10 protein-coding genes and 3 tRNA genes are annotated in these 12,648 nt (G+C 45.8%); 9 read left to right on the top strand and 4 right to left on the bottom strand.

Features of this window, described 5'->3' with window-relative positions; translation table 11 throughout:
• Positions 1-109: 109 nt before the first annotated feature.
• Positions 110-706, bottom strand: coding sequence for a Yip1 family protein (locus JM642_RS12710; protein ID WP_037427921.1), 597 nt, complete (start codon positions 704-706; stop codon positions 110-112).
• A 280-nt stretch (positions 707-986) separates the two neighbouring features.
• Between JM642_RS12710 and JM642_RS12705 the strand changes: the two genes are divergently transcribed.
• Positions 987-1,769 (top strand): tRNA isopentenyl-2-thiomethyl-A-37 hydroxylase MiaE, encoded by a 783-nt coding sequence (locus JM642_RS12705; RefSeq protein ID WP_203431903.1) that lies wholly within the window; start codon positions 987-989, stop codon positions 1,767-1,769.
• Between the two features lie 73 nt (positions 1,770-1,842).
• On the opposite strand, the gene JM642_RS12700 is transcribed toward JM642_RS12705, so the two are convergent.
• Together JM642_RS12700 and JM642_RS12695 are read right to left on the bottom strand one after the other, a co-directional pair.
• Positions 1,843-2,562, bottom strand: a complete 720-nt coding sequence (locus tag JM642_RS12700; protein WP_055646763.1) for a UDP-2,3-diacylglucosamine diphosphatase — start codon at positions 2,560-2,562, stop codon at positions 1,843-1,845.
• 9 nt (positions 2,563-2,571) lie between these two features.
• Entirely contained in the window at positions 2,572-3,063 is a 492-nt protein-coding gene (locus tag JM642_RS12695) for a peptidylprolyl isomerase (RefSeq protein ID WP_011623251.1), read from the bottom strand.
• A gap of 140 nt (positions 3,064-3,203) precedes the next feature.
• On the opposite strand from JM642_RS12695, the gene cysS reads away from it, so the two are divergent.
• Positions 3,204-4,583: a cysteine--tRNA ligase gene (cysS, locus tag JM642_RS12690; RefSeq protein WP_047535621.1), complete on the top strand. Its 1,380-nt coding sequence runs from the start codon at positions 3,204-3,206 to the stop codon at positions 4,581-4,583.
• A 147-nt stretch (positions 4,584-4,730) separates the two neighbouring features.
• On the opposite strand, the gene folD is transcribed toward cysS, so the two are convergent.
• On the bottom strand, positions 4,731-5,585 hold the full coding sequence (gene folD / locus JM642_RS12685) for a bifunctional methylenetetrahydrofolate dehydrogenase/methenyltetrahydrofolate cyclohydrolase FolD (protein ID WP_037428154.1): 855 nt from the start codon (positions 5,583-5,585) through the stop codon (positions 4,731-4,733).
• A 351-nt stretch (positions 5,586-5,936) separates the two neighbouring features.
• On the opposite strand from folD, the gene JM642_RS12680 reads away from it, so the two are divergent.
• The 7 genes from JM642_RS12680 to lon all read left to right on the top strand — a co-directional run bounded on the left by JM642_RS12680 (position 5,937) and on the right by lon (position 12,408).
• Positions 5,937-6,013: transfer RNA gene (locus JM642_RS12680), tRNA-Pro, on the top strand.
• Positions 6,014-6,112: 99 nt separating this feature from the next.
• Positions 6,113-6,189, top strand: a tRNA-Arg gene (locus JM642_RS12675).
• 9 nt (positions 6,190-6,198) lie between these two features.
• A tRNA-His gene (locus JM642_RS12670) sits at positions 6,199-6,274 on the top strand.
• A 261-nt stretch (positions 6,275-6,535) separates the two neighbouring features.
• Positions 6,536-7,840 (top strand): trigger factor, encoded by a 1,305-nt coding sequence (gene tig, locus JM642_RS12665; RefSeq protein WP_047538512.1) that lies wholly within the window; start codon positions 6,536-6,538, stop codon positions 7,838-7,840.
• 89 nt (positions 7,841-7,929) lie between these two features.
• Positions 7,930-8,538, top strand: coding sequence for an ATP-dependent Clp endopeptidase proteolytic subunit ClpP (gene clpP / locus JM642_RS12660; RefSeq protein WP_037417193.1), 609 nt, complete (start codon positions 7,930-7,932; stop codon positions 8,536-8,538).
• A gap of 99 nt (positions 8,539-8,637) precedes the next feature.
• Positions 8,638-9,918: an ATP-dependent protease ATP-binding subunit ClpX gene (gene clpX / locus JM642_RS12655; RefSeq protein ID WP_037417195.1), complete on the top strand. Its 1,281-nt coding sequence runs from the start codon at positions 8,638-8,640 to the stop codon at positions 9,916-9,918.
• A gap of 132 nt (positions 9,919-10,050) precedes the next feature.
• Entirely contained in the window at positions 10,051-12,408 is a 2,358-nt protein-coding gene (gene lon, locus JM642_RS12650; RefSeq protein ID WP_037428151.1) for an endopeptidase La, read from the top strand.
• Positions 12,409-12,648: the final 240 nt, after the last annotated feature.

Here is a 12,648-nt window from a genome sequence, read left to right as displayed (position 1 = left end):
AGGGCCTTTTCTGTTTTACAACTTTTCGTTTTCAACACGTCTATTTGCCACTATCAATTTGTCACTATCAGTATTTCAAGCCGTTTGCACCTGAGTGCGGATTAATCCCTTATTGGTACATAGGACCAAAGCCAATGCTCCAGAGGATAACACTGGTGGCCATTAATCCAACCAAGAGCACTAAACCTGCTGTGACCATAGAACTGGCGTAAATAAAGCCTTTCTCTTCAGGGATATTCATAATGATGGGCACACCTGCATATAGCAGATAAACCGAGTAGGCTAAACCAATCAGCCCAACAATCATAATAAACCAGAGTACTGGGTAGAGTGCCGCCAAACCAACCATAAACAGCGGTGTTGCGGTGTACGACGCGAGTTCTAATGCTTGGGTGAAAGTTGGCTGAGCATCGAAGGTTTTTGCCATCCAAAAGGCTAAATAGGCGAGGGCAAAGACGCCCGCAATTAGGCCAAAATACATACCTACGGACATAAACATTGCACTTTGCGGCGTGAGATAAATAGGATCACCGGCTCCTGGATTCCAGCCAATGTAAGCTGTTGCAATAAAGCTACAGACAGCGGGAATGAGTGCGATGAGAAGAACGTGACTTAAGCTACTTTTGAGTGCTTCATGGTTTTGTTCAATCGCATGCCACTCTTGCTTTGGATGAGTGTATAACCCCATTAAGTGATTCAGTATCATTATAATTATCCTTGTTCAGCATTGATGTTGGCTCGCCAAACGTCAGACGAGCTGATAACAGCTCTGCAATCAGGGTTAATGCTCCACAATCCCTTTAACTCCCGATTGCCTACTCTTTGAATTGAGATGTGCCGTGATCAGGATCTCAGTTCTTAAAGTGTAGATTATTTATTGAACAAAAAGTTCAGCTAGTCAAGTTTACTGGTGTCTAAAGCTATAGCTTGTTGATAATTACGCGTAAAATATGGCGATATTTTCTTTAAGATTTTTGAGTGATCCCATGCAGCAATTACTGGCACCTGTTCATGCGTTTCTTCGTTGTGAGACGCCGCAAACTTGGATTGATGTAGCAAGAGCCTCTGCCTCGTTAGATGAACTCTTAATTGACCATTGTAATTGTGAGCTAAAAGCGGCGCAGACTGCGATGTTCTTATTGAGGCGATATGCCTTGGATAAAGACAGCGGACAATCGCTATTGGCATGGGCGAAACCTTATGAGGAATTTGTTTATCATAAGGATCGCGATATCGAGCAGTTTTTGGCTCGTGATGTCAAAAAGAACGAGTTGGTAGCCAATCTACAGCCGAATCAACATTTTGCTTTTGCACAGGATCTGATCCCACCACTGATCCGTTTGATAAAAGAAGAATTCCATCATTTTGAGCAAGTGCTGGAGCTGATGCACGCACGGCAAATCCCATATCGTAATATTCGTGCTGGGCGTTACGCAAAAGGGATGATGAGCCACGTGACCACCCATGAGAAGGATATTCTGCGGGATAAGTTGATTGTGGGTGCATACATTGAGGCGCGCTCCTGTGAGCGTTTTGCCAAATTAGCGCCTTATTTAGATGCTGAATTAAATAAGTTTTATGTATCTTTATTGCGCTCAGAGGCGCGTCATTTTGAGGATTATCTTAAGCTGGCACAGTTAGTATCGACTGAGGATATCAGCGAGCGAGTTGCTTATTTTGGCGAGAGAGAAGCCGAATTGATTATGGCGCCCGATGACGAGTTTCATTTCCACAGTGGTCAACCCTTAGTTGTCCAGCGGGAAAGATAAGTAGCGGCCTCAACCATATTCAGGTATGAGGCCTTAGCGGTAGATGTGTTAATGGTGAAGACGCTATAGGTGCTTAGCTGGCGTCGAAGGGCAGGCTTTTTAGCTCCACGCCGTCGGCGCTGACCACTAACACGCTGCCTTGCTCGTACCAATCACCGACTACAATCCGTTTGCAGCCATTGTTTAATTCATGGATAGCAGGCCTATGGGTATGACCGTGGATCATCTGTTTGCTGTGGGTTTGAGCAAATAACGCATTCACCGCACTGGGTTCTACGTCCATAATCACATAGCTTTTTTGCTGATTACTGCTTTGGCTATTACTGCGGATTTTATTGGCGATTGCTTGACGTTTTTTCTTCGGCAAACAGCTATAAAGCCAACGGGCAAAGGCAAAACTGCGTAATTTGCGAAAGCGTTGGTAGGCTTTATCTAAGGTACACAAGCTGTCGCCATGCAAAATAACAGTGTTAACACCATAGAGATCTAAGCATTTGACTTCGGGCAACATTTGCATACCCGCAGCATCGGCAAATTGTTTGCCTAACATAAAGTCTCGATTACCGTGAATAAAGTAGATGGGCAAGGTTTGGGAGACTTGTTTGAGCTTGCGCGCTAATTCGAGGGCAAAAGGTGCGGCTAAATCGTCGCCGACCCATACCTCAAAGAGATCCCCCAGAATATAGAGAGCATCTACATCATCAAGTTCGGTATCGAGAAAACGATTAAAGGCTTGGGTGATATCGAGGCGATCGGCACTTAAGTGCAGATCGCCAATAAATAAGGTTCGCATCCTAGGGAATTAGGCCGCACTTACTTTTTCAATCACAACCGCTTCTAATGGCACATCTTGGTGCATGCCACGATTACCAGTGCTGACAGCTTTGATTTTTTCAACGATGTCCATGCCTTCAACCACTTCACCAAACACGCAGTAACCCCAACCTTGCATGCTTTCAGATTTGAAATCGAGGAAGGTGTTATCGTTGACGTTGATGAAAAACTGAGCCGTCGCTGAGTGTGGATCTGAAGTACGCGCCATCGCGATAGTACCAGTACGGTTTGATAAACCGTTGTTGGCTTCGTTTTTCACTGGCTCATGGCAACGTTTTTGGCTCATTTCAGCGGTAAAGCCACCGCCTTGGATCATAAAGCCGTCAATTACACGGTGGAAAATGGTGCCGTCGAAGAAACCTTCGTCAACATATTTCATAAAGTTTGCCACGGTCAGCGGTGCTTTTTCGGCGTTCAGTTGCAGTTTAATGTCGCCAAAATTAGTGTGTAATGTGATCATGTTTTCATACTCTCAGTAAATAGTGGCGCGATTCTAACTTATCTCGGATTGCGCGCAAAGTGCAGTATTCAAAACCCTCGTCAGCGTGGTAGACTGACCCCTTGATTTTACACTTGAATCTATCTTTGAAGAGAATACCGATGTTGAAGATTTACAACAGTATTACCCGCCAAAAACAGGAGTTTAAGCCTATTAATCCCGGAAAAGTTGGGATGTATGTATGTGGCGTGACCGTTTACGATCTCTGTCATATTGGCCATGGGCGTACTTTTGTTTCCTTCGATATGATTGTTCGCTACCTGCGTTACGCGGGTTATGAAGTGAATTTCCAGCGCAACATCACCGATATTGATGACAAAATCATCAAGCGTGCTAACGAAAACCAAGAAGACTGCAATACATTAACCGACCGCTTGATTGGTGAAATGCACAAGGATTTCGATGCGCTGAATATGAAACGCCCTGATTTTGAGCCGCGTGCCACACTGCACATTGCTGAAATCATCGATATGGTCGAACGTTTATTGGCCCGTGGTCATGCTTATATTGCTGCCGATGGCGATGTGCTGTTTAGTGTGGCCTCTTTTCCTGAATACGGTCGCCTATCTGGCCAGAATCTGGAGCAATTACAGGCTGGCGCACGGGTTGAGGTTGATGATAATAAGCAAAATCCAATGGATTTCGTGCTGTGGAAAATGTCTAAACCGGGTGAGCCAACATGGGAATCGCCATGGGGACCGGGTCGACCAGGCTGGCATATCGAATGTTCGGCGATGAATAGCAAGCACTTAGGTTTACATTTCGATATCCACGGTGGCGGCTCAGATTTACAGTTTCCACACCATGAGAATGAAATTGCCCAGTCTTGCTGCGCTCATGACACGCCTTATGTGAATTATTGGATGCACACTGGCATGGTGATGATCGACCGCGAAAAGATGTCTAAATCTTTAGGCAACTTCTTCACCATTCGTGATGTATTAAGTCATTACGACGCAGAAACCGTACGTTACTTCCTGCTATCGGGTCACTATCGTAGCCAAATCAACTACTCTGAAGAAAACCTCAAGCAGGCGCGTGCGGCGTTAGAGCGTTTATACACTGCGATTAAAGATGTTGACCTGACTGTAGCGCCAGCACCTGCCGAAGAGTTTGTTGCTAAGTTTAAAGCGGCAATGGACGATGACTTTAACACCCCTGAAGCCTATTCAGTGCTGTTTGATATGGTGCGTGAGATCAACCGTCTGAAACTCACTGATATGGCAGAGGCTTCTGCATTAGCCGTGTCAATGAAACAACTTGCTGATGTGCTGGGCTTACTGCATCAATCTCCCGATGCCTTCTTTAAAGGTGAGGGCAGTGACGATGAAGTTGCAGAGATTGAAGCATTGATCGTTGAACGTAACCGCGCTCGCAGTGAAAAAGATTGGCCAGCGGCTGACGTGGCGCGTAATCGTTTAAATGAGCTTGGTGTGGTCTTAGAGGATGGCCCAAGTGGCACCACTTGGCGTAAGAAATAGGCTTAATTAGCGATAGTCTTTAATCAAAAAATCTTCAGCCAATAAAAAACCTGCATTATGCAGGTTTTTTTATGCTTGCCGAACCTAGAACCTAGAACCTAGAACCTAGAACCTAGAACCTAGAACCTAGAACCTAGAACCTAGAACCTAGTCGTGATATTGCTCGGCGGCATACAAGGTGTTTTCTAAAAGACTGGCTATGGTCATTGGTCCCACACCGCCAGGTACAGGTGTGATAAAGCTAGCGTTTTGCGCAGCAACATCATATTGCACGTCGCCTACTAAGGTGCCATTTTCTAAGCGGTTGATACCCACATCGATAACGATGGCGCCGGGTTTAATCCATTCACCGGGGATAAAGCCAGGTTTACCCACGGCAACCACCACTAAATCGGCTTGGCGAATTTTTTGTTCGAGGTTTTTAGTAAAACGATGGCAAGTTGTGGTGGTGCAGCCCGCAAGCAGTAGCTCGAGTGTCATTGGTCGGCCGACAATGTTCGAGGCGCCAACGACAACCGCATCTAAGCCATAAGTATCGACGCCAGTGGATTTAATGAGTGTCATAATGCCCATCGGCGTGCAAGAGCGTAATACGGGAATACGCTGCGCTAAACGGCCAACGTTATATGGGTGAAAACCATCGACATCTTTATCGGGGCGAATACGCTCGATCACTTTAGAGTCTTCGATATGGGCCGGTAATGGTAACTGCACTAATATCCCATCAATGTTAGGGTCATCGTTGAGTTGATCAATCAAGGCTAAGAGTTCAGCTTCGCTGCAGCTGGTATCGAGATCGTAAGAGCGAGAAATAAAACCGACTTCTTCACAGGCCTTACGTTTGCTTCCAACATAAACCTGAGAGGCGGGGTCTGCTCCCACGAGAATCACGGCTAAACCTGGTACGCGTTGTCCAGCCTCTTTACGGGCGGTAACTTTTTCGCGCAGTTGAGTGCGGATGGATTGAGCAATCGCCTTGCCGTCGATTATTTGGGCTGTCATGGGTGTAGGATATCCTTTATATTGGCGATGGTTAAAACGGTAGTTAACACAGAGATTGGCAATCGCGGCTATTTTAACAGGGCGTAGCGGGTGTGTCATGGCAAATGCCGTCGTGAAATGGATAAAAAAAAGCGTATTCGACTGATAATTCAGCATCTAGCATGAACGGTTAAAAAAATCGTTGACGGGTGCAAAGTGAGGGGCTAAGATGCGCTCCGTTCTCGAGCAGATGTGTTGATTTGCTTTGAAAACTTTTTTGGTGATTAGCGCAGTCCTGTAATGAATCCAGATTTTGGATGAGAGCAGATAAGAGGAAACCCTCTCAGTTAATGCCAAATATAGTAAGACCTTCGGTGATTAGCGCAGTCCGGTAGCGCATCTGGTTTGGGACCAGAGGGTCAGAGGTTCGAATCCTCTATCACCGACCACTTTAATTGTTATTTGCTCGAGTGTTTACATGAGCGAGTAGCATGGATAGCCAAATGCTATCCAACGCCGGTTAGGATGCAGAGTAATCTGTAGACCATGCGCCCGTAGCTCAGTTGGATAGAGCACCCGCCTTCTAAGCGGGTGGTCGCAGGTTCGAATCCTGCCGGGCGTACCAGTTTCAGTGGTGATTGTAGCTCAGTTGGTAGAGTCCCGGATTGTGATTCCGGTTGTCGTGGGTTCGAGCCCCATCAGTCACCCCATTTTTAGTACTTTGAGTACAAAATAAAAAAAGCGACCTCTGGTCGCTTTTTTTATACCCTAGATTCGGCCGTTGAGGCTCGACTCTGCACAAAACGGTGGCTATAATGTCGCGTCTTGATAGATATCAACTAACAGCGACCTGTGCCAAAAGCCAGTAGTGGTGGGCATTGTAGTCAAATTTAATGATCAAGAAACGAATACCTGAATAGTTGATGACTCGACTATTACAAAGGACGTTAGACAAATTTCGAGGTAAAACAATGCAAGTTTCTGTTGAAGCAACCCAAGGCCTAGAGCGTCGCCTGACCATTTCTGTTCCTGCTGAACAAATTGAAAAACTGGTTAAAGACAGTTTACAACGTGAAGCTAAGCGTGCTCGTATCCCAGGTTTCCGTCCTGGCAAAGTGCCTGTTACTGTAATCAACAAACGTTATGGCGCAGCTATTCGTCAAGACATCACTGGTGAAGTGATGCAACGTAACTTTATCGAAGCGATCATCGCTGAGAAATTAAACCCAGCAGGTGCACCAACTTTCGTTCCAGGTGCAACTGACGGTGAAAAATTCGAATTCGTAGCAACTTTCGAAATCTACCCAGAAGTTGAGTTGAAAGGTTTAGATGCAATCGAAGTAGAGCAACCAAAAGCCTCTGTAACCGATGCTGATGTAGACAGCATGATCGAAACTTTACGTAAGCAACACGCGACTTTCGCCGCTGTTGAGCGTGAAGCAGCTGACGGCGACAAAGTGAAAATGAACTTTGTGGGTTCAGTTGATGGTGTTGAATTCGAAGGCGGCAAAGCTGAAGATTTCGAACTGCAATTAGGTAGTAACCGTATGATCCCAGGTTTTGAAGCGGGTATCTTAGGTCACAAAGCCGGTGAAGAGTTCGTTATCGACGTGACTTTCCCTGAAGAATATCACGCTGAAAACTTAAAAGGTAAAGCAGCTAAGTTTGCTATCACCTTAACTGAAGTATTAGCGGCTAACTTACCTGAAGTAAACGATGAGTTTGCAGCATTATTCGGTATCAGCGAAGGTGGTTTAGAAGCCCTTAAAGCTGAAATCCGTAAGAACATGAACCGTGAGCTTGAGCAAGCGTTAAAAGCTAATGTGAAAGAGCAAGTGATCGCAGGTTTATTAGCTAACAATGACATCGAACTGCCAAAAGCATTGATCGATGGCGAAGTTAACGTATTGCGTCAACAAGCGATGCAACGTTTCGGCGGTCAAACGGCGAACATGCCTGAACTGCCAGCTGAATTATTCACTGAGCAAGCAGCTCGTCGCGTGAAGATCGGTCTGTTATTAGGCGAAGTCATCAAGACTAACGAGCTGAAAGCGGAAGATGAGCGTGTACAAGGCTTAATCGCTTCTATGGCTTCTGCTTATGAAGATCCAAGTGAAGTGATTGCGTATTACAACAGCAATAAAGAGCTGATGCAAAACATGCGCAACGTTGCGCTTGAAGAGCAAGCTGTTGAAGCACTGCTTAAAACAGCCAAAGTGACCGAAAAAGAAGTCGCTTTTGAAGAATTTATGAACAAGGCTACAGGTCGCGCATAAGCTAAGCTTGACTTGATTGGCAGTTCGCCATTTATAATGGCTCGTATGAGGCTCCTCATGCGAGCCATTTTTATTTAGGGAAATGAATAATGCATAATGCGTCAGACATACAAAGTGCTTTAGTGCCTATGGTGATCGAACAGACTGCTAAGGGTGAACGCTCATTCGACATTTATTCTCGTCTGTTAAAAGAGCGGATTATCTTTTTAGTGGGTCAAGTTGAAGAGCATATGGCGAATCTGATTGTGGCGCAGTTGCTATTCCTCGAATCAGAAAGCCCAGATAAAGATATCTTTTTATATATCAACTCACCCGGTGGATCAGTCACCGCGGGCATGGCAATTTACGATACCATGCAATTTATTAAGCCTAATGTGAGTACGGTGTGTATTGGTCAAGCGGCCAGTATGGGCGCGTTTTTATTAGCTGGCGGTGAAAAGGGCAAGCGTTTCTGCTTACCTAATTCTCGCGTGATGATCCACCAACCACTGGGTGGATTCCAAGGTCAGGCTTCTGATATTGCTATTCATGCCCAAGAAATCTTAGGCATCAAGCATAAACTGAATCTGATGCTGTCAGAGCATACAGGCCAGCCACTCGAAGTAATTGAGCGTGATACTGATCGTGATAACTTCATGAGCGCTACTCAAGCTGTGGAATATGGTTTAGTTGACGCAGTGATGACTAAACGCAGCTGATTTTTACTTTTGACTGGGCTATGCTCTGTAAAGCAACGCTGAGTTTAAAGTGAACAAGTTTAAGATAAGCAGTAGAGCAGACTGCAAATGAGGTAATTAATGGGCGACAACAAAAATAATGGTGACAGCGGTAAATTGCTGTACTGCTCTTTTTGCGGTAAGAGCCAGCATGAAGTCAGAAAACTGATTGCAGGCCCATCAGTATATGTATGCGACGAATGTGTCGAGTTATGTAATGACATTATTCGTGAAGAGATTAAAGAAATCTCCCCCAAGCGTGATAATGATAAATTACCCACGCCACATGAGTTGCGTGCACATTTAGATGATTATGTCATTGGGCAGGACAGAGCTAAAAAAGTCCTTTCTGTTGCGGTATACAATCACTATAAACGTCTGAGAAATTCATCCCCTAAAGATGGGGTGGAATTGGGTAAGAGCAACATTCTGCTGATTGGTCCAACGGGCAGTGGTAAAACACTGCTGGCCGAAACGCTCGCGCGCTCATTGAATGTCCCATTTACTATGGCAGACGCTACCACCTTAACTGAAGCCGGTTATGTGGGTGAAGACGTTGAAAACATCATTCAAAAGCTGCTGCAAAAGTGCGATTACGACGTTGAGAAAGCGCAGCGTGGTATCGTGTATATCGACGAAATCGACAAGATCAGCCGTAAATCAGATAACCCATCGATTACCCGTGATGTATCGGGTGAAGGCGTGCAGCAAGCGCTGCTGAAACTTATCGAAGGTACGGTTGCCGCGGTTCCACCCCAAGGTGGTCGTAAGCATCCACAGCAAGAGTTCTTACAGGTAGATACCTCTAAGATCCTGTTTATCTGTGGTGGTGCATTTGCGGGTCTTGAAAAGGTGATTGAGCAACGTGCTCATGTTGGTTCGGGTATCGGTTTTGGTGCTCAAGTTAAAGGCGAAAAAGATAAAGCAACGATATCTGAAACCCTGTCTCAAGTTGAGCCAGGCGATTTAGTTAAATACGGCTTGATCCCCGAGTTTATCGGCCGTCTACCAGTCGTTGCTACACTAACTGAATTGGATGAAGATGCATTAGTGCAAATTCTGTCTGAGCCTAAAAATGCCTTAACTAAGCAGTACAACGCACTGTTTGAGATGGAAGGTGTCGAATTAGAGTTTCGCGAAGATGCACTTAAAGCGATTGCCCATAAAGCCATGTCACGTAAAACAGGTGCCCGTGGTTTACGCTCCATCGTAGAAGGTATCTTACTTGATACTATGTATGATATCCCATCGATAGAAGGTGTAGTGAAAGCGGTTGTCGATGAGTCAGTGGTTAATGGTGAGTCTGCACCGATTCTGATTTATGAGCGCAATGAAGCACAGGCGGCTTCTGGCGAACAATAATTGTACAGATAGCTAATAAACTGAAAATCAAGGAGTCCAATGGGCTCCTTTTTTCGTATTGACCATTGAAAGGGCCTAAACCGCCCCAATATACTCCTTAACAAATCCCTTTTATTTAAACGGAATCGAACTATGACCTTAGAGCGTGAAGCGCATATCGAACTCCCCGTGCTGCCACTGAGAGATGTGGTGGTCTATCCCCATATGGTAATTCCGTTGTTCGTTGGCCGAGAAAAATCGATTCGTTGTCTCGAAACGGCAATGGCCCAGGATAAGCAAATTATTTTAGTTGCTCAGCGTGATGCTGAGTTAGATGAGCCGACCAAAGACGATATCTTTGACGTTGGTACAGTGGCATCTATTCTGCAACTGCTGAAACTACCAGACGGTACAGTCAAGGTGCTGGTCGAAGGTGGTCGCCGCGCCCGTATTACGCGTTATACCCAAGAAGCAGATTTCTTTGTGGCTAAGGCTGAATATCTCGAATCTGAGCCTTTAGAAGACAAAGAAGAGGAAGTCTTGGTTCGTAGCGCGATTGGCCAATTTGAAGGCTATATCAAGCTCAACAAGAAGATCCCGCCAGAGGTTTTAACCTCGCTTTCAGGTATCGATGAAGCGGCACGCCTTGCAGACACGATGGCGGCTCACATGCCGCTTAAGCTTGAGGACAAACAATCTGTCCTTGAGATGACCAATATTGGCGAACGTCTTGAATATTTAATGGCGATGATGGAGTCGGAAATTGACCTGTTACAGGTTGAAAAACGCATCCGCACCCGCGTTAAAAAGCAGATGGAAAAGAGCCAACGTGAGTACTATCTGAACGAGCAAATGAAAGCCATCCAAAAAGAATTGGGTGACTTAGACGAAGGCCATGACGAATTTGAAGTCTTAAATCGTAAGATTGAAGAAGCCAATATGCCAAGCGATGCCAAAGAAAAGGCGGTCGCTGAACTGAACAAATTACGTATGATGTCGCCGATGTCTGCCGAAGCGACCGTGGTTCGTAGCTATGTGGATTGGATGACGTCTGTGCCTTGGAGTCAACGCTCTAAAATCAAACGTGATTTAGCGAAAGCCCAAGAAGTATTGGATACTGACCACTATGGTTTGGAAAAGGTCAAAGACCGTATTCTGGAATACTTGGCGGTGCAGAGCCGTGTGCGTCAACTGAAAGGGCCAATCCTGTGTTTAGTTGGACCACCAGGTGTAGGTAAAACCTCACTCGGTCAATCGATTGCTAAGGCGACGGGTCGTAAGTATGTGCGTGTTGCCTTAGGCGGCGTGCGTGATGAAGCGGAAATTCGCGGACATCGCCGTACCTATATTGGCTCTATGCCAGGTAAAATCATCCAAAAAATGGCCAAAGTGGGCGTGAAAAACCCCTTATTCCTGCTGGATGAAATCGACAAAATGAGTTCGGACATGCGTGGCGACCCAGCATCAGCACTATTAGAGGTGCTCGATCCTGAACAAAACGCGACTTTTAACGACCATTACCTCGAAGTCGACTACGACTTATCCGATGTAATGTTCGTGGCGACCTCGAATTCGATGAATATTCCGGGGCCACTTTTAGATCGTATGGAAGTGATCCGTCTGTCGGGTTATACCGAAGATGAAAAACTCAATATCGCTAAGCAGCATTTATTGACGAAACAAATCGAGCGTAACGGCCTTAAAGCGAATGAAATTCATATCGAAGACAGTGCGATAGTCGGCATCATCCGCTACTACACCCGTGAAGCGGGTGTGCGGGCGCTAGAACGTGAGTTGTCTAAGATTTGCCGTAAGGTCGTGAAAATGATCCTGCTGGATAAATCCATCAAGTCAGTTACAGTCACCGCGGATAATCTCAAGTCTTTCCTCGGTGTGCAGCGTTTTGACTATGGCAAGGCGGAATCGAACAACCAAATCGGTCAAGTCACAGGGTTGGCTTGGACTGAAGTGGGTGGTGATTTGCTCACCATTGAAGCGACTTCAGTGCCCGGCAAAGGCAAGTTGACTTACACAGGCTCTCTTGGCGATGTGATGCAAGAGTCGATTCAAGCGGCGATGACAGTTGTTCGCGCCCGTGCGGAACAATTGGGTATCAATGGCGACTTTTATGAGAAGCGTGATATCCATGTGCACGTACCAGAAGGAGCAACGCCTAAGGATGGTCCATCTGCGGGCGCGGCAATGTGTACTGCATTAGTATCTAGCTTAACGGGTAACCCTGTGCGCGCCGATGTGGCGATGACGGGTGAAATTACCTTACGCGGTGAAGTGTTACCTATCGGTGGTTTAAAAGAAAAACTGCTGGCAGCACATCGCGGTGGCATTAAATTGGTGCTTATTCCAAAAGAAAATGAGCGCGATCTGGAAGAAATTCCTGCCAATGTCATTGCCGATTTAGAAATTCGCCCTGTGCGTTGGGTCGACGAAGTGTTAAAACTGGCGCTAGAAAGACCCGTTGAAGGCTTCGAAGTGGTTAAAAACTTGGCATAACGCAAGAAAATGCGCTATGACGTTAAAAAAAATGAAAAAAGGGGCTTAACAAAGCGCAGACCTGTGGTAGCCTAGGTCAGTGGAGAGCCAGCTGCTCCAAGCCCTTGGGGCAACTGGCTTTGAGCTGTATCTAGTTTTATTTCTTTGGTTTTCGAACTCAGCTTGAACTTTGAATTCAAGCTTGTTATAAAAGCCTCCGCAGACCGCTCTAGAGACGGATTTGGTTGCGGCGCAAAAAAA

It is taken from the genome of Shewanella sp. LZH-2 (genome assembly GCF_016859145.1).
GTDB classification, from domain to species: Bacteria; Pseudomonadota; Gammaproteobacteria; order Enterobacterales; family Shewanellaceae; genus Shewanella; species Shewanella xiamenensis.
Note: the sequence above shows the minus strand (reverse complement) of the source record. Positions and strands in the feature narration are given on the sequence as shown.